Annotated in this window: 19 protein-coding genes; 11 read left to right on the top strand and 8 right to left on the bottom strand. The window is 73.4% G+C overall.

Translation table 11 applies throughout. The features are described from left to right. The first annotated feature begins 85 nt into the window (after positions 1-85). The 4 genes from EV374_RS14155 to EV374_RS14140 all read left to right on the top strand — a co-directional run bounded on the left by EV374_RS14155 (position 86) and on the right by EV374_RS14140 (position 3346). A complete protein-coding gene (locus EV374_RS14155; protein ID WP_486485745.1) occupies positions 86-1480 on the top strand; it encodes an MFS transporter in 1395 nt (464 codons plus the stop codon). Positions 1481-1571: 91 nt separating this feature from the next. Beyond that, positions 1572-2210: a GAP family protein gene (locus EV374_RS14150; protein ID WP_132235417.1), complete on the top strand. Its 639-nt coding sequence runs from the start codon at positions 1572-1574 to the stop codon at positions 2208-2210. A gap of 127 nt (positions 2211-2337) precedes the next feature. Further along, a complete protein-coding gene (locus EV374_RS14145) occupies positions 2338-3114 on the top strand; it encodes an NAD(P)H-binding protein (RefSeq protein ID WP_132235415.1) in 777 nt (258 codons plus the stop codon). Between the two features lie 37 nt (positions 3115-3151). Next, positions 3152-3346, top strand: coding sequence for a hypothetical protein (locus tag EV374_RS14140; RefSeq protein ID WP_132235413.1), 195 nt, complete (start codon positions 3152-3154; stop codon positions 3344-3346). Between the two features lie 168 nt (positions 3347-3514). Here the strand turns inward: EV374_RS14140 and EV374_RS14135 are convergent, their stop codons facing one another. Further along, on the bottom strand, positions 3515-3715 hold the full coding sequence (locus tag EV374_RS14135) for a hypothetical protein (RefSeq protein ID WP_121397378.1): 201 nt from the start codon (positions 3713-3715) through the stop codon (positions 3515-3517). 151 nt (positions 3716-3866) lie between these two features. Here EV374_RS14135 and EV374_RS14130 point away from each other — a divergent pair, with 151 nt between their 5' ends. Next, entirely contained in the window at positions 3867-4415 is a 549-nt protein-coding gene (locus EV374_RS14130; protein WP_132235575.1) for a YbaK/EbsC family protein, read from the top strand. Positions 4416-4613: 198 nt separating this feature from the next. On the opposite strand, the gene EV374_RS14125 is transcribed toward EV374_RS14130, so the two are convergent. The 5 genes from EV374_RS14125 to soxR form a co-directional block, all read right to left on the bottom strand. Continuing rightward, positions 4614-5249: a DsbA family oxidoreductase gene (locus EV374_RS14125; RefSeq protein ID WP_132235412.1), complete on the bottom strand. Its 636-nt coding sequence runs from the start codon at positions 5247-5249 to the stop codon at positions 4614-4616. 20 nt (positions 5250-5269) lie between these two features. After that, on the bottom strand, positions 5270-5698 hold the full coding sequence (locus EV374_RS14120; protein WP_132235411.1) for a SufE family protein: 429 nt from the start codon (positions 5696-5698) through the stop codon (positions 5270-5272). A 74-nt stretch (positions 5699-5772) separates the two neighbouring features. Further along, positions 5773-6198 (bottom strand): CBS domain-containing protein, encoded by a 426-nt coding sequence (locus tag EV374_RS14115; RefSeq protein ID WP_132235410.1) that lies wholly within the window; start codon positions 6196-6198, stop codon positions 5773-5775. A 56-nt stretch (positions 6199-6254) separates the two neighbouring features. Continuing rightward, positions 6255-8021, bottom strand: a complete 1767-nt coding sequence (locus tag EV374_RS14110; RefSeq protein WP_132235409.1) for a proline--tRNA ligase — start codon at positions 8019-8021, stop codon at positions 6255-6257. 55 nt (positions 8022-8076) lie between these two features. Next, positions 8077-8565 (bottom strand): redox-sensitive transcriptional activator SoxR, encoded by a 489-nt coding sequence (gene soxR / locus EV374_RS14105; protein ID WP_132235408.1) that lies wholly within the window; start codon positions 8563-8565, stop codon positions 8077-8079. Positions 8566-8619: 54 nt separating this feature from the next. Here soxR and EV374_RS14100 point away from each other — a divergent pair, with 54 nt between their 5' ends. Together EV374_RS14100 and EV374_RS14095 are read left to right on the top strand one after the other, a co-directional pair. After that, positions 8620-9279 carry an NAD(P)H-dependent oxidoreductase gene (locus EV374_RS14100; protein ID WP_132235407.1) on the top strand — a complete coding sequence of 220 codons (660 nt, stop codon included), beginning with the start codon at positions 8620-8622 and terminating at the stop codon, positions 9277-9279. Beyond that, complete coding sequence (locus EV374_RS14095; protein WP_207914182.1) at positions 9276-10490, top strand: MFS transporter; 1215 nt, start codon at positions 9276-9278, stop codon at positions 10488-10490. Before EV374_RS14100 ends, EV374_RS14095 begins: the two co-directional genes overlap by 4 nt. A gap of 146 nt (positions 10491-10636) precedes the next feature. Here EV374_RS14095 and EV374_RS14090 read toward each other — a convergent pair whose 3' ends face one another. Continuing rightward, positions 10637-11137, bottom strand: coding sequence for a roadblock/LC7 domain-containing protein (locus tag EV374_RS14090; protein ID WP_132235406.1), 501 nt, complete (start codon positions 11135-11137; stop codon positions 10637-10639). After that, entirely contained in the window at positions 11134-11505 is a 372-nt protein-coding gene (locus EV374_RS14085; protein ID WP_132235405.1) for a hypothetical protein, read from the bottom strand. Before EV374_RS14085 ends, EV374_RS14090 begins: the two co-directional genes overlap by 4 nt. Positions 11506-11938: 433 nt before the next feature. Here EV374_RS14085 and EV374_RS14080 point away from each other — a divergent pair, with 433 nt between their 5' ends. The 4 genes from EV374_RS14080 (at position 11939) to EV374_RS14065 (ending at position 17376) form a co-directional block, all read left to right on the top strand. Next, positions 11939-12706: an SGNH/GDSL hydrolase family protein gene (locus EV374_RS14080; RefSeq protein WP_132235404.1), complete on the top strand. Its 768-nt coding sequence runs from the start codon at positions 11939-11941 to the stop codon at positions 12704-12706. A gap of 182 nt (positions 12707-12888) precedes the next feature. After that, positions 12889-15804: an Ig-like domain-containing protein gene (locus EV374_RS14075; protein WP_132235403.1), complete on the top strand. Its 2916-nt coding sequence runs from the start codon at positions 12889-12891 to the stop codon at positions 15802-15804. A 158-nt stretch (positions 15805-15962) separates the two neighbouring features. Then, entirely contained in the window at positions 15963-16409 is a 447-nt protein-coding gene (locus tag EV374_RS14070) for an imidazolonepropionase-like domain-containing protein (protein WP_132235401.1), read from the top strand. A gap of 64 nt (positions 16410-16473) precedes the next feature. After that, positions 16474-17376, top strand: coding sequence for a sulfurtransferase (locus EV374_RS14065; RefSeq protein WP_132235399.1), 903 nt, complete (start codon positions 16474-16476; stop codon positions 17374-17376). Positions 17377-17382: the final 6 nt, after the last annotated feature.

Genomic DNA, 17382 nt, shown 5'->3' with positions numbered 1-17382 from the left:
TGCTCCGCCGCGGGACGGGTCCGTCGGACCCACGGGCCCGCCTCGGCCACCAACCGTTGTGGCTGCCGGGCGCGGCGGGCCGGAGGTGACCGGAACGGCGACGTACGCCGCTCCGGTCGCCGACGAGGCCGGGCTCTTCGCGCCCCGGCTGCGCGCGATGACGGTGGGCAGCGTCGCGCTGATCTCGCTGCTCGCCTTCGAGGCGCTGGCGGTGGGCACCGCCATGCCGACCGTCGCCCGCAGCCTCGACGGGCTGGCCCTCTACGGGATCGCCTTCGGGGGTCCGTTCGCCGCCGGCGTGCTCGCCATGGTCGCCTCCGGCATCTGGTGCGACTCGCGGGGCCCCCGGGCGCCGATGTGGCACGGGCTCGGCTGGTTCGTGCTGGGGCTGGTGCTCGCCGGTGGCGCCACCACCATGGGCGTCCTGGTCGCCGGCCGGATCGTGCAGGGCCTCGGCTCCGGCCTGCTCTCGGTGGCGCTCTACGTGATCGTCGGGCAGGCGTACCCGGAGGCGCTGCACCGGCGGATCTTCGCGGCGTTCGCCGCCGCGTGGGTCGTACCGTCGCTGGTCGGGCCGGCGCTGGCCGGCCTGATCGTGGAACACCTCGGGTGGCGCTGGGTCTTCCTGGCGGTGCCGGTGGTGGCGGTGCCGGCGGTGCTGCTGATCCACCCCGGCCTGCGGGCGATCGGCGCGCCCCCGGTGACCCGGTTGCCGTCGGGCGCGGCGGCCCGGATCGGCTGGGCCTGCGGGGCGGGGGTGAGCGCCGCACTGTTGCACATCGGGGGGCAGCAGCGCGGCGCTGCCGCCGTCGGGCTGGTGGCTCTGGCGCTGATCGGGCTGATGGTCTGCGCGCCCCGGCTGCTGCCGGCCGGGTTCCTGCGCGCCGGCCGGGGCCTGCCCACGGTGATCGGGCTGCGCGGTCTCGCCTCGGCCGCGTTCGTGGGCGCGGAGGTGGTGATCCCGCTGATGCTCTCGCGGGAGCGCGGGCTGTCGCCGACCGCCGCCGGCCTGGTCCTGACCACGGGCGCGCTCGCCTGGTCGGCGGGTTCCTGGTTGCAGGGGCGGATGCCGGCGCCGCGCTCCCGGGCCACGCTGCCGAGGGCGGGGCTGACCTGCATCGCCGCCGGTACGGCCGTGGTCACGCTCGCCGTCGCGCCGGCGGTGCCGGTCTGGGTCGGCGTGCTGGGCTGGGCCGGCGCGGGTCTCGGCATGGGGCTGCTCTACCCCTCGTTGTCGGTGCTCACGCTGGAGCTGTCCGCCCCCGGCGAGCAGGGCCGCAACAGCTCCTCGCTGCAACTGGGCGACTCGCTCTTCGCGGCGACCGTGCTGGCGCTCACCGGTGCGGTGCTCGCGGCCGGCGCGGCCCCGGGACCGGCCAGCTACGCCGGCACGCTCGCGGTGGCCTCCGGGCTGGCTCTGCTGGGTGTCGTGCTCGCCGGTCGGGTGGTGCCCGGCGAGTCCGGGATCCGCGCCGGCTGACCGCCCGCCGGGTGCCCGACTCCGGCACGGCCGGCGGCGATGTGCCGATCCGGTCCGGTGGCAGCCGTCGGCCGGGGAGGATGGGCGGGCGATGAACTTCCTGACCATCCTGCCGATGGCCGTGGTGATGGTCGCCGGGACGCAGCTGGTCGCGGCGGTCTTCCTCGCCTCGGCGGACCGGCCGCGTGCCGCGTCGCTGGGCTACCTGGGCGGTGCGGGGCTCGTGGTGGCGGGCGGGGTCACGGCGAGCTGGCTGCTCACCCGGGCGGTGAAGGTCGACGTCGGTGCCGGGCTCGGGCGGCGCGCGGTGGAGAGCCGGATCGACGTGGTCGTGCTGGCGTTGCTGCTCGTCCTGGCGGTGGTCGTCTTCCTGCGCCGGCACACCGCCGGCCCGCCGAAGTGGATGAGCGGCCTCCAGCAGGCGAGCCCGGCGTACGCGCTGCGGCTCGGCGTGCTGCTCTTCCTGGCCATGCCGACGGACGACCTCACCATGCTCACCGTCGGGGCGAGCGCCGCCCGGCACGACCTGTCCTGGTGGCACCTGCTGCCGTTCGTCCTGCTCACGCTGGCGCTGCTGGCCCTGCCGCTGCTGGCGTTGCTGCTGCTCGGCCGCCGGGCCGAGGCGGTGCTGCCCCGGATCCGGGACTGGGCCGGGCGGCACTCCTGGGTGGTCAGCGAGATCGTCATCGGGTTCTTCGTGGTCCTGACGGCTGCCGGCCTGCTCGGGTGAGCCGGCGTGCTGCGGTGGGCCGGCCTGCTTCGGTGAGCCGTCGCACAGCCGGTCACACGCGGGGACCGGGCGCCGTCACCACCACTGTCGCGCGGCGGGCGCGCGACGGCCGGAGAGGGAGGGAACCATGCGGGTGCTGGTCACCGGGGCGGGCGGACGGCTCGGGCGGGTGGTGCTGCCCCGGCTGCGCGCCGAGGGGTGGGAGGTGCGGGCGACGAGCCGGCGGGCGCGTACCGGCTCGTGGGTGGTCGCCGACCTGGCCACCGGGGAGGGGGTGGTCGAGGCGGTGGCCGGCGTGGACGCCGTACTGCACCTGGCCTCGGCACCGAACCGGGGGCGGCAGACCCACCGGGTCGACGTGCTCGGCACCCGCCGGCTGGTCATCGCCGCCGGGCAGGCGGGCGTACGGCACCTGGTCTACGTCTCGATCGTCGGGGTGGACCGGGTGCCGATCCCCTACTACCGGCACAAGCTCGCCGCCGAGCAGGTCGTGGCGGCCGGCACGGTGCCGTGGACGGTGCTGCGGGCGACCCAGTTCCCGGAGTTCCTCGACGGGATGCTGCGCGGGGCGAGCCGCCTCGGTCCCGTGATCGGCGACCCGGCCGTACTCGCCCAGCCGGTGGATCCCGGCGAGGTCGCGGACCGCCTCGTCCGGCGGCTCACCGCCGGCCCGCTGCACGGCATCGAGGAGTACGGCGGCCCGGAGGTGCTCCGCTTCGACGACGCGGCCCGCGCGTGGACGGCCGCGCGGCGGTCCCGCCGTCCGCTGCTCCCGGTCCGGATACCCGGTGGGATCGGTCGCGCCCTGCGCTCGGGCGGCCTGGTCACCGAAGCGACCCCGACGGGCATCCGGACCTGGGCCGACCACCTCGCCGACACGTACGGGGGAACCGGCGCAAGATGAACGGCATGCGCATTCACGTCCGGCCTACCGTGACGCCATGTTCGCCATGGTCGCCACCGTCATCCTGTACGTCGCCGGTTTCGTCTTCCTCTACGGCGTGATCCGGCTCGCCATCCGCCACGCCCTGGAGGAGATGGAGGTGCGCCGGGTCCAGGCTGAGCGGGCGGAGGAACTGGCCTCCGTCCGGGACCGCGCGCTGCTCCGCGAGAACGGCTTCCTCACCGGCAACTGACCGGCCCCGTTCCGGCTGGCCCGGCGTCTTCCGTCGAGCCGGCCCGGTCTTCCCGTCCTGGCTGTCGCGGTCTTCCCGTCCGACCGGGCCGTCCCGGACCGCCGTCCCGACCGGCCCGTCCCGGCGGTCCGTGGCGGCGGTCCGGGACGGGGCCGGTGTTCCGGGTGACTAGAAGTCGGCGGCCACGGCCAGGTTGAACTTGTCGATGGCGGCCTTCTTCTCCTCCGGGAGCGCCTCGACGTCGATCCGGTCGGTCTCGCCTCTCCCGTCGTGGGTGTCGACACCCTTGAGAAGGTGGTCGACGATCGAGTTCGCCTCGTCGGTCGTGAAGCCTGCGTCGGTCAGGATGTGCAGCGGAAGTTCACTCATGCCGATCGCCGGTACCCGGCATCACCCGCTCCCACACGCCGTCGGGACCCGTCTCCGGATCGATAGGGGTGACCCCCTGCCGGCGACGGTTCCGCTCGCTGGTCAGGTGGTGGAACGCCGGGCCCGGGCGGGTGCGAGGATCGCAGGCGTGATGGGGACGCTGAAGACCGAACCCGCCCGCAGTCGGCTCGACCTGCTCGCTCCGCCGGTCGCCGTCGCCGTCGGGCAGTGGCCCGCCGAGGCGCCGGTGGACGTGGACGACGTGCTGGTGGCGCCGATCGACGCCGAGCTGGCCGACACCGCCGCCTTCTGCGACGCGTACGAGGTGGGGCTGGACGAGTCGGCCAACTGCGTGGTGGTGGCCGGCAAGCGTGAGGGGGTCGTGCGCTACGCGGCCTGCGTCGTGCTCGCCACCACCCGCGTCGACGTCAACGGGGTGGCCCGCCGCGCGCTCGACGTGCGGAAGGCGAGCTTCGCGCCGATGGCCGAGGCGGTGGAGCTGACCGGGATGGAGTACGGCGGCATCACCCCGATCGGCCTGCCGGAGCAGTGGCCGATCCTGGTCGACGCGCGGGTGATCGCCGCCCCGCACGTGATCATCGGGTCGGGCGTACGGCACAGCAAGATCGCGCTGCCCGGGCCGGCGCTCGGCGCGCTGCCCGGCGCGCGCGTGGTCGAAGGGCTGGCCAGGCCGGCCTGACCGGTGACGGGCATCGATGCCGTTGCACGTGAAACATCACGTGCGTCGATGTCCGTCGTCGGAGTCGGCCCACCGCCCCCGCTTCACGGCTCGGTCGGCTCCGGCCTCACGGTCGCCGTGGACGACCCAGTCGGCTCCGGCCTTACGGTCGCCGTGGTCGGCTCAGTCGGGGTTGGCCTCGTGGTCGCCGTGGACGGCTCAGTCGGCTTCGGACTCGCGGCGGTCCACCTCAGCCAGGGCGGCGAGCAGCGTCTCCGGCTCCTGCGCGCCGGTGACCGCGTACCGACCGGCCAGTACGAAGGTGGGCACGCTGGTCACCCCGATCTGCCGGGCGGTGGCCAGCTCGTCGGAGAGTTCCGCCACCCGCTCGCCGGAGTCGAGGAAGCGGCGCGCCTCGGCCGCGTCCAGGCCCACCTCGGCGGCGAGCGCGGCGAGCGCGTCGCGGGAGCCGACGTCGACGCCGTCGGTGAAGTGGGCGCGGTAGAGCGCGTCGACCGTCTCGGCGGCGCGTCCCCGGTCGGTGGCCCAGGCGACCAGGCGGTGCGCGTCGAAGGTGTTGGCCGCGACCGCGCGGTCGAAGTCGAGCTTCAGGCCGACCTGGGCCCCCACCTCCGTCACCTGACCGAACATCTGCCGGACGCGGTCCGGCCCGCCGAACTTCGCGGCCATCGCGTCGACAAGTGGACGCGGCTCCGACACCGGCGACGGGTCGAGCTGGAACGGCCGGTAGCGGACGGTCACCTCGCCGTCGTGCGACTCCAGGGCCTGCTCCAGCCGACGCTTGCCGATGTAGCACCAGGGGCACACGACGTCGGCGTAGATCTCGATCTCCATGTCGGGTGACAACCCTCCGTCTAGCTGGTCTGTTCCCGGACCTGCCGCTTGAGCCGGGCCAGGATGGCCGTGCCGCCGCGCACCCGCAACGGGCTGATCGCCTGGGCCAGTCCCATCCGCTGGTAGAGGTCGTCGGGCACGGCGAGCACCTCGTCCGCGCTCGCCCCCGCCAGCCCTTCGGCGAGGATGCCGGCGAACGCGCGCGTGGTGGGCGCCTCCGGCGGGCAGTCGAACAGCGTCTCCACCGTCTTCCCCGGGGTCACCCGGGCACGCAGGAAGAACGCCGTCTGGCACTCCGGCACCTGCTCCATGCCCTCCCGGTCGGCGGCGCCGGCGGGCAGCGGCGGGATGACGTCGGCGTACTCCAGCAGCATCTCCAGCACCACGTCGCGGGGCGCGGCGGCGAACTCGTCGACGATCTCGGAAAGCCTGGCCGGCATGGATGACATGCCTCCGAGGCTACCGCCGAAGGAAGGGACCCTTCCTATACCGCAGGCGTTAGTAAGGGGCCCTTCCTTGCACCTCAGACGGTCGGTGCCTGCTCGCTGATGTCGCTCAGCGCCGAATGGGGGTCGAGCTGCATCGCGAGGTCGCCGAGGGAGACGATGCCGACCAGCTTGCGCTCGCTGTCGCAGACCAGCACCCGCCGGATGCCCCGCTCCCGCATCAGGGCCGCCGCCTCGGCCGCGGTCGAGTGCTGCTCGATCATCACCACCTCGCGGGTGATGATCGAGCCGATCGTGGTGGTGGCCGGGTCGCTGCGCTCGGCCACCGCCCGTACGACGATGTCGCGGTCGGTGAGCATGCCGGCGAGGGTGGCGCCGTCGGTGACCACCACGTCGCCGATGTCCGCCTCCTTCATCACCCTGGCCGCCTCGTCCAGGGTGGTCTCGGCCGGCAGGTAGATGACCTGCTTCGTCATCACGTCGCTGACCCGGTAACCGGTCATGAGAGCCTCCAGAACGCATTCAGTCGATCGGACTGCGGTACCCCGTGACACGTTCGCTACACGTTTCCGCGCTCCCGGTGTACCCGTTCGACCAGCCGGTCCGCCACCCCGTCGACCGGCAGCTCGACGCGCTCGCCGGACGCCCGGTCGCGCAGTTCCACGTACCCCTCGGCGAGACGGCGGCCGACCACGACGGCGCGCGGGATGCCGATCAGCTCGGTGTCGGTGAACTTCACTCCGGCGGAGACGTGCGTCCGGTCGTCGACGAGCACCCGCAGGCCGGCGGCGGCGAGCCGCCCGCCGAGCTCCAGCGCCGCGTCGAGCTGCGGCCCCTTCCCGGCAGCCACCAGGTGTACGTCGCACGGCGCGACCGCCGCCGGCCAGACCAGTCCCCGCTCGTCGTGGTGCTGTTCGGCGATCGCCGCGACCGCACGGGACACCCCGATCCCGTAGCAGCCCATGGTGGGCCGGACGGGCTTGCCGGCGGGACCGAGCACGTCGACGGCGAAGACGTCGGTGTAGCGGCGACCGAGCTGGAAGATGTGCCCGATCTCGATGCCCCGCCGCATGGTCAGCTCGCCGGTGCCGCACGCCGGGCAGGGGTCGCCGGGGCGCACCTCGGCGGCCTCGACCGTGCCGTCCGGCACGAAGTCCCGCCCGCAGACCACGCCCGTCGCGTGCCGGCCCGGCTCGTTCGCGCCGGTCAGCCACGCGCTGCCCGGCACCACCCGGGGATCGGCCAGATAGCGGATGCCCAGCTTGGCCAGGACCTGCGGCCCGAGGTAGCCCCGGACCAGCTCGGGGTGGGCGTCCCAGCCGTCGAAGACGTCCACCGTGGCCGGGGCGACCGCCGCGCCGAGTCGCTTCAGGTCGACCTCGCGGTCGCCGGGCAGCCCGACCACCAGCAGCTCGGTCTCCTTTGCACCGGGCCGGCGCAGGGCGAGCACCACGTTCTTCAGGGTGTCGGCGGCGGTCCAGTCGTCCCGGCCGCCGAGGCGTCGGGCGTTGGCCAGCTCGACCAGGCTGGCGATGGTCGGGGTCTCGGGGGTGTCGTGCACCTCGGCGGGCGGCTGGGCGTCCGGGTCGCCGGCCGGCGGGGCGGGCGTGGTCACCGCCTCCGTGTTGGCCGCGTAGTCGCAGGCGGTGCAGCCGACGAAGGTGTCCTCGCCGACCGGCGTCGCCGCCAGGAACTCCTCCGACGCCGAACCGCCCATCGCCCCGGAGGTGGCGCGCACGATCGTGTGTTCCAGCCCGAGCCGGTCGAAGATCCGCCGGTACGCGCCGCGGTGCCGCTCGTACGCCGCCGCGAGGCCCGTCTCGTCGAGGTCGAACGAGTAGGCGTCCTTCATCAGGAACTCGCGCCCGCGCAGCAGTCCGGCGCGTGGCCGGGCCTCGTCCCGGAACTTCGTCTGGATTTGGAAGAGCGTCACCGGAAAGTCCCGGTACGAGGTGAACAGGTCCTTGACCAGCAGCGCGGCCAGTTCCTCGTGGGTGGGCGCCAGCAGGTGCTCCGCGCCGCGCCGGTCGGCGAGGGTGAAGATGTCGTCGCCGTACTCCGTCCACCGGCCGCTGGTCCGGTACGGCTCGGCCGGCAGCAGCGCCGGGAAGTGCACCTCCTGGTCGCCGATCGCCGTCATCTCCTGCCGGACCACCTCGGTGACCCGGTCCAGCACCAGCTTGCCCAGCGGCAGCCAGGTGTAGCCGCCCGGTGCGGCGCGACGGATGTAGCCGGCGCGCAGCAGGAGCCGGTGGCTCGGCACCTCCGCGTCCGCCGGGTCCTCGCGCAGGGTCCGGAGCAGCAGGGTCGACATGCGTAGCAGCATTGGCGCAGCGTACGGGGGCCAGCGGCGGGACGACGATCCATTTCGGGTACGGCGGTCAGCCGGGTTCCGGGGCGGATGGCGTCGCCGGGACGGGGCCGAGCAGGCGGCGCGGGCCCTGACCGGTCTCGCCGAGGTGGTCGTCGGTGTTGCGCAGGAGGCAGCGGTCGATGGAGAGGCAGCCGCACCCGATGCAGTCGGTCAGGTCGTCGCGCAGGTGCTGGAGCTGGGCGATGCGCTCGTCGAGTTCGGCCTGCCAGGTGGTGGAGAGCGCGGCCCAGTCCTCCCGGGTCGGGGTACGCCCGTCCGGCAGACCGGCCAACGCCTCGGCGACGAGCCGGAGCGGGATGCCGACCCGTTGGGCGACCCGGATGAAGGACACCCGCCGGATCACGTCGCGGGGGTAGCGGCGCTGTCCGCCGCTGGTGCGTCGACTGTGGATCAGCCCCTTGGCCTCGTAGAAGTGCAGGGCCGTGACGGCGACGCCGGTGCGGGCCGCGACCTGGCCGATGGTCAGTTCGGTGTGTTGGGGCGGGAGGCTCGCCATGTCGGCATGCTAGCGGCTTGACCTCGACCATGGTCGAGGTTGAAGACTCGCGCCATGGAGCCGATACGGATCGGAATCGTCGTCGGGTCGACGCGGCCCGGACGACGGGGCAGGGCGGTGGCCGAGTGGGTGCACCACGTCGCACGCGAGCGGCACCGGGCCGTCGCGTTCGAGCTGCTCGACCTCGTCGACTTCGACCTGCCCCTGCTGGACGAGCCGGTCCCGGCGGCGTTCGGCGACTACCGCCGCCCGCACACGCGGGCCTGGGCCGCCGCCGTCGAGCCGTGCGACGGGTTTGTCTTCGTCACCCCGGAGTACAACCACTCCACCTCGGCCGCCTGCAAGAACGCGATCGACTACCTGTGTGCCGAGTGGCAGCACAAGGCGGCCGGCTTCGTCGGGTACGGCGTGACCGGGGGCTGGCGGGCCGTCGAGGCGCTGCGCCTGGTGCTGGCGGAGGTCCGGGTCGCCGGAGTGCGTACCGCCGTCGGGCTCTCCCTGCCCACCGACTTCACCGGGGATCGCCTGACCCCCGCCGCCCACCAGGAACGCAGCCTGGACGCGATGCTCGACGAACTGCTCACCTGGGCCGCGGCCCTGGCCCCGATCCGCCGCCCGGCGGCGGCCCCGGCCCCGCCGGTGGCGGCGAACCCGGCCCTGCCGCCGGCGGCCGACGCCGGCCAGCCGAGGGCGGACCGGGCGGCCCGCCCGTGACGGGCATCGCCGCGGCTCCCGCCGGCACCGCCCCCGTTGCCGGACGCCGGGCCGCGACGGCCGTCCTGCTCGCCGGCTCCCTGCTGACCGTGCTCGCGGGCGCGGTGCTGACCCCGGTGGTCGAGCTGATCCGTGGCGAACTGCGGCTCACCGGCACCGCCGCCGGGCTCGTCCTCACGGCCCACGGACTCTCCCTCGCCCTGGCCGGCCCGCTGGTCGGCCGCGCCATCGACCGGTGGGGGGTGCGCACGCCCCTGGCCCTCGGGCTGATCCTGTACGGCCTCGCCGGCGGCGCGGGTCTGGTCACCGACAGCTACCCCCTGCTGATCGCCACCCGCCTGCTCTTCGGCGTCGGCGCGGCGCTCGTCTTCGCGGGGACCACGCTCGGGCTGCTCGACCTGCACGAGGGGGCGGCCCGCGACCGGGCGATGGGCTGGCGGTCCACCGCGATCAGCCTCGGCGGGGTGCTGTTCCCCGTGCTGGGCGGAGTGCTGGGCGGGCTCTCCTGGCACGCCCCCTTCGGCGTCTACCTGGTCGGGGTGCCGCTCGGCCTGGTCACGCTCCGGGTGCTCCCGGCCCGGCGCGCCGCCGTCGACGCCGGCGCGCCACCGGGCCGGTCGGGGTCGCTGTGGAACCTGCTGCGTGGGCATCCCGCGCTCGTCGGGATCTACGGCCTCCAGGTGGTGACCAGCCTGCTGCTGTACGGGGTGCTGGTGTTCCTGCCGCTGCGGCTGGCCGAGGTCGGCATCACCGAGACGGCTGTCGTGGCGCTGTTCACGGGCGCCCCGTCGCTGGCCATGAGCGTCGTCGGTCTGGGCTACGCCCGGGCCCGGGCCCGCCTGGGTCAGGTGCGGCTGCTCGCGATCACCCTCGCCGTCTTCGCGGTCGCGCTGGTCACCCTCGGGCTGACCGGTTCGCCGGCGCTCATGCTGGTCGCGCCGGCCGTGTTCGGGATCGGCATGGGGCTGGTCGTACCGGCGCTGACCGTCCTGGTGGCCGAACACTCCCCGCCCGCCCGGCGCGGCCAGGCCACCGCGCTGCTGGCCAGCGCCACCTTCGCCGGCCTGTTCGTCTCGCCGCTGCTGCTCGGGTCGGTCCAGGCGGCCACCTCGACGCGTGGCACGTTCCTGGCCGGGGCGGCGCTGGCCGGCGTCACCCTGGCGCTGCTCGCCATCCGCCTGTGCGTCGGGCAGCGGTCGTCGGCGGCCTGACCCGCCGACGCGGCCCGCGCCCTGGCCGGCGACCTGCCGAAGCCGGTCCGGCGGATCGGATCTTCGGGCCCGATCTGCCCGACCGTCGGCGGTGCGAAGGCGGGAAGTTCCCTCCCCGGTGGCGGTACCCCTGGCAGTGCCTGCCCTCAGGACCCGTGGCCGGCGTGGACGGGCTGCTCCAGCAGGGCGGCGAGCCGTTCGGCCACCGGCGGGGCGTGCAGGTGCAGCCGGGCCACGTTGATGCTGTCCTCGCCGACGACCGCGAGCAGCGCCTGCGGGCTGACCGCGTACACGCTCAGGTAGCCGCCGGCGTTGCGGACGGTGGACTGCTGGAAGGCGCCCTGCCCCAGCCGCAGCCCGACCTGCCGGCCCAGCCCGTACGTGGTGGCGGCGAGCGCCGCCAGGTCGTTCGGGTCGACGTCGGTCTGCAGGTTGTGGGTGATGAGCAGGCCGTCCACGCCGCCGAGGACGCAGCCGTGCACCCCGGGGATCTGGAGGCGCAGTTCCGACAGCTCGTGCCCGATCGCCGGGTACGGCAGCGACGTGTTCCCGGCCAGCGACGGGGGCAACGACCGGGGTGGCGGGAGGGTGCCCGTGCGTGCGGTGCGGCGGGGAAGGGGGGTCTCGGTGTCGTCGATCCCGCTCACAGCTCCAGGCTCTCCTCGATGCTGCGCAGCTGGTGACGCGCCATCGCCAGGTTGGCGCGGCTCTTGCTCACCATCAGGTAGAGGAAGAGCCCCTTGCCGGTGCGGCTGGTCACCGGGCGGATCAGGTGGTACTGCGTGCCGAGGGTGATGAGGATGTCCTCGATCTCGTCGTTGAGGTTGAGCATCTCGATGGTGCGCAGCTTGGCGCGGACGACATCGGTGTTGCCGGCGGCGGCGACGGTCAGGTCGATCTCCCCGGTTCCGCCCGCCACGCCGAGGGTCATCCCACTGTTGTAGTCGACGAGTGCGGCGCCGATCGCGCCGTCGATGCTCATCGCGGTCTTCAGTGCCAGGTCGAGGTTCGGCACGTGCTTTCTCCCAGGACGTACGGGCGGCGTCGCCCGCTGCGGTGCAGAGGGTGACACGGCGGTGACAAATGTTACAACCTTGTTAAAAGGCTTGGACGAGGCTCGCACACCGGAGGCCGTAGCGCACCCGCTGGCGCCGCCATCCACCTGACCGGACCGCGCGGGACGGCCGGCGGTCCCGCAAGTGGGACGTTCCGAGGGTTGTCGACGGCGCCACGGAACTCCTCGCATCGACGCAGCGCGGTGATCGGCTCGTGGCCCCGGTCCCGGATCACGCCTCCGGGCACGGTCCCGCCGCCAACGATGACCTCCGCCACGTTTGTCCGTCGGTGCCCCCCGGCGCCGGCTCTCCTGGTGAAGACTGTCCCGCGTCGGGAAGGGCCCCTTCCTCCACCGGGTGCTCTTTCCCACCGCACGTCGGAGGGATGATCAGGTGCGCTGGCGCAGTTACGTGGCGGTCGGGGACAGCTTCACCGAGGGCATGGACGACGCGTACCCGGACGGCAGCTACCGGGGCTGGGCGGACCTGGTGGCGACCCGGCTGGCCGCCGAGGCCGGCCCCGACTTCCGCTACGCGAACCTGGCCATCCGGGGCCGGCTCTTCCCGGGCGTGGTGGCCGAGCAGGTGCCCGCCGCGCTCGCCATGAAGCCCGACCTGATCAGCTTCGCGGCCGGCGGCAACGACGTGCTCCGCCGTACCTTCGACCCGGACGCCCTGGTCACCCGCTTCGACGACGTGGTGCGCAGGCTGCGTTCCGGCGGTGCCGACGTGGTCCTCTTCCGGTTCGCCGACGTGATGGCCCGGCTGCCTGGTCAGCGCCTCGTCGCGCCCCGGGTGCAACTGCTCAACCGGGCCGTCGGCGAGACCGCCGAGCGGCACGGCGCGATCCTGGTCGACCTGTACGCCGACGACGCGTACCTCAACCCGATGCTCTGGAGCACCGACCGGCTGCACCTGTCGGAGGTCGGGCACCGGCGGGTCGCCGCGCAGGTGCTCAACGCGCTCGGCGTCGGCTGCGACGAGGAGTGGCTGATGGTGCCGCCGCATCCGGCGCCGACGCCCTGGCTGGCCGCCCGCGCCGCCGACCTGCGCTGGGCCGGGCGGCACCTGGCGCCGTGGATCAAGCGCCGGCTCACCGGCCGCTCCTCCGGCGACACGGTCACCGCCAAGCGCCCGTCGCTCGGCCCGATCACCGACTGAGCGCCGCCCCGACCCGCCGGAACGACGGGGTGACCCGACGTGGCGAACGGCTGATCTGCCCGATTTCTGTTTCGGGATCGCCGTGTGTCCGCCTCTCCCGATAGCATCCGCTGCCCCCGCCGATGGGTTGCGGGGACATGGGGAAAGGTGGATGAGGGATGACCCTCATGCCTGGTACGACAATGTCCAAAAGAATCGGGCGGTCTCTGCTGGCCACGGCCCTGTCGACGACGGTCGCCGCCGGAGTGGTCGCCGTCAACGCCGCGCCGGCCGCCGCCTACGACGTGCGGTACGAGGAGAACACCTCCTGGGCGTACACCGACTCGCACCGGCCCACGAAGGTCTACATCGACCAGGCTGGCGACGTGCCGGTCGGGTCCTGGGCCGACGACCGTGGACGCCCGCACACCGCCCGGGCCTACTTCACCTTCGACATTACCCGCTACCAGGGGGCGGTGATCGAACTCGCGAAGTTCGACGCCAAGGAGGTCTCGGCGGCTGACTGCACCAAGCGGCCCGAGGTCGAGTTGTGGCGGACCGCCCCCTACACGTCGCGTTCGAGCTGGGCCAAGCCCCCGGCCGACCTGGCGAAGCTCGACACCACCACGTTGCCGGCCTTCGCCGGTTGCCCCGCGTCCTATGTCGGCTTCGACGCCACGGAGGGACTGCGCCAGGCGCTCGCTGAGGGCAGGACGACCCTCACCCTCTCGCTCCGGCTGCCGGCCGGGACGGAGCAGGACCGGACGCTGGCACGGAGGTACGCCACTGAGGTCGGCCTCTCCATCGACCACAACTACCCGCCCGGTGTACCGACCGATCCGCAGACGACCGCCGGCAAGGCCTGCACCACCTCCGAGCCGTACCAGCTCGTGCGGGGCGAGCTGGGGCTCTCCGCCGTCCTGCACGACCGGGACCGGAACGACACCGGCGGTACGGACATGCTGACCGCCACCTTCGCGCTCTGGCCCGTTGACGAGCCGGGCGCGCGGATCGAGCGGATCGACAACGCCCGGGACGGCGACCGGGCGGTCGGCCGCTTCGGCCAGGACCTGCTCCAGCACGACCGGGTGTACGCCTGGCAGGTGCGGGCAGCCGACAGCCGTGCCACCGGCGAATGGAGCGACATCTGCTACCTCCGGACCGACTTCCGTGGCCCGGCGGTGGCACCGAAGGTCACCTCCACCGACTTTCCCTCGGGCGACCCGGGGGCGCCGGCCCTGACCGGTGAGTTCGTCTTCGACGCCAACGGAGCCGAGGACGTTGTGGGTTTCGGCTATCGGGTGAACAGCGGTGGCACCAGGACGGTCACGGCGGACCGGCAGGGTGGTTCGGCGACGGTGTCGGTGACTCCCGACGTGGGCGTCAACCGTGTCGAGGTCTGGAGTCTCGACGCGGCCGGTAACCGGTCCGTCAGCACCAGCTACGATTTCCTCGCCCATCACGTGGGCCCGATCGTCGAGGGAACCCTGGCAGCGGTCGGGGTGCCGACCACCTTCGCGGTGCGACCCGGGATGGACGGCGTGGTCCGTTACCGCTTCCACCTGGACGGCGACCCCGAACAGAGCGTCGACGCGCGAGCCGACGGGACCGCCTCGGTGACCGTCACCGCGAACCGGGGCGGCAGCCGGACGCTCACGGTCATCAGCGAGACGGCCAACGGGGTGGCCGCGCCCTCGCGGCTGACGTTCAATCTGCCCACCGAGCCCATGATCACCGCGACCGTCTACGAGGAGTACGGCTACGGCGGCGGCCAAGGGGTGCCAGGCGTGTTCACCTTCACCCCCCGCCTGCCGGAGACGGTCCGCTACCGCTACTCCTTCGGCGAGGAGACCGCCACGGTCGACGCGGCCGCGGACGGCACCGCCTCGGTGACCTGGTCCCCCAGCGCGGCCGGCTTCCAGTCGCTGGCCGTGTGGAGCATCAGCCGGGACGGCACGGAGTCGCAGCCGGCGACCTGGTACTTCACCGTGCGGGATCTGTTGCCGGGCATCTTGGCGAACCCCTACGGCCAAAGCGGTTCCAACGGTGGGCCGGGCCAGGCGGGGCAGTTCCGGTTCACCTCTGAGGTGCCGGACACCGTGGAATACCGGTACCGCTTCGACAACGGTCCCGAGCAGGGTGTGGGTGCCGACGCCAACGGCTCCGCCCAGGTCACCTGGACCCCGGAGCAGGGCGGGACGCACACGCTGATGGTGCGCGGCGTCACCGCGGACGGCACGGTGTCGCCCGTTCGGACGCACACCTTCGAGGTGTACGACGCGCCCCTGGTGGAGTCGGCGGACTACCCGAGGAACGCCAACAGCGGCCTGCCCGGCGCTCCCGGGGTATTCACCTTCCGGCCGCAGCGGCCGGATGTGGTGACCTACCGCTACTCGTTCGGCGGAGAGGAGAAGACCGTCGAGGCGGCTGCGGACGGCGGCGCAACGGTCACGTGGACGCCGGAGTGGTCCGGCTGGCATCAGCTGACCGTGCGGGGCGTCACCCATGACGGCACGGTCACCCAGATGCGTGAGCACGTCTTCTCGGTGCGGGAACCGAAGCCCTCCATCACCTCGTACCTGTACTACGAGTACGACCCGATGGGCGGCATCGGCGTCCCGGGTGGTTTCCGGTTCAGCTCGGAGCTGCCGAGCACGGTGGAGTTCGTCTACCAGCTCAACGACGGGCCGGAGCAGACCGTCGCCGTGACCGACGGGACGGCGGTCGACCTGACCGTCACCCCGGACCGAGGTTTCCGGAACACCCTCACGGTGCGCAGCCGCTCGGCGTCCGGGGAACTGTCGCCGGCGGCGACGTACGTCTTCACGGTGAGCACCTCGCCGACGGTCGGTTCGACCACCTACCCGTACGGCGAGACCTCCGGTGGGGTGAATGTGCCGGGCGTCTTCACCTTCGCCCCGCGCATGCCGAACGTGGACAGGTACGTCTACCAGTTCGACAACGGCCCCGAGGTGACCGTGCCGGCTGCTCCGGACGGCACCGCTTCGGTCACGCTGACGCCCACCGAGGCGCGCTGGTACCCGCTCTCGGTGTTCGCCGTGGACGCGGCGGGCAACCGGTCGGACGTCACCTACCACTGGTTCGTGGTGCAGGGCTGACGACCCGTTGATCCGGCCCACCACCTGCATATGGGTGGTGGGCCGGTTCCGTCACCGACGCCGGGCGTGGCGACCGGCGTACCGTGGAGATCATGTTTGTGCGAAACCGTCGTGCGCTGTGCGTGATCGGGCCGGCCGGCCCGATCACCGACTGACTCGTGCTCACCCTGCACACCGCGCCGTTGCTGCGGACCGCGCCCGACGTCCTGCCCACCCCGGGGACCGCCGTCGCGGTCCGGGCCGACCGGATCGTCGCGGTCGGGCCGCTGGCCGAGCTGACCGGGGCGTACGCGGGAGCCCGGATCCGCTGCTGGCCGGGCACGCTCGGGCCGGGGCTGCTGCACGACGGGCCGCTGCCGGCCGCCGACACTCCGCGCGAGCGGGTGCACGCGCTGCTGCGCCTCGGGGTGACCGCCGTGCTGGCCGGTCACCTGACCGATCCGGCGCTGCGGGCCGCCGTGGAGCGCAGCGACCTGCTGGTGCTGCCGGCCGCCGTACCGCCGGCGCTGGCGCCCGGCGGGCGCGCCGATCTGGCGGTCCTCGACGCCGACGGCGCCTGCCTGGTGACCGTGGTCGCCGGCCGGATCGCCCACCGCCGCGCCTGACCGTCCGGCGACGCCGTTCCCGATGGCCGGCCGCCGGCCCGGGATGCGGCGTACCTTGGGGATCATGTCTGTGCCGAGCGATCCCGATCCCCGACTCCAGTCGTACGCGCACCCGCAGCGGTTGGTCACCACCGAATGGTTGGCCGAGCACCTGGGCGACGAGGGCCTCGTCGTCGTCGAGTGCGACGAGGACGTGCTGCTCTACGACACCGGCCACATCCCGGGTGCCGTGAAGGTGGACTGGCACACCGAGCTGAACGACCAGGTGAGCCGGGACTACCTGGACGCCGAGCGCTTCGCCGAGCTGTGCGCCGCAAAGGGCATCGGCCGGGACGACACGGTCGTCTTCTACGGCGACAACTTCAACTGGTGGGCCGCGTACGCCCTGTGGGTGTTCACGCTCTTCGGCCACCCGGACGTGCGGCTGCTCGACGGCGGCCGGCAGAAGTGGGTCGCCGAGGGCCGCGAGACGACCCGGGACAAGCCGACCCGGCCCCGCGCCGACTACCCGGTGCCGCAGCGCAACGACGCGCCGGTGCGGGCGTACCGCGAGCAGGTGATGGCGCACGTGGCGGCGGGCCGCCCGCTGGTCGACGTCCGGTCGCCGGGCGAGTACACCGGCGAGATGCTGCACATGCCGGACTATCCGCAGGAGGGCGCGCTGCGCGGCGGGCACATTCCGGGCGCGGTCAGCAAGCCGTGGAAATCCGCCGCAAACGACGACGGCACGTTCAGGTCGGCCGACGAGCTGCGCGCCATCTACGCCGACCAGCTCGGCCTGAGCCCGGACGACGACATCGTGGCGTACTGCCGGATCGGCGAGCGGTCGAGCCACACCTGGTTCGTGCTGCGCCACCTGCTGGGCTATCCGCAGGTGCGCAACTACGACGGCTCGTGGACCGAGTGGGGCAATCTGGTCCGGGCCCCCGTCGTGAAGGGCGACCAGCCCGGCGGCCTGGCGGGCTGAGGCGCC

The organism is Micromonospora sp. CNZ303 (assembly GCF_004345505.1).
The sequence above is the reverse complement of the archived record's forward strand: the minus strand, read 5'-3'. Positions and strand labels throughout refer to the sequence as shown.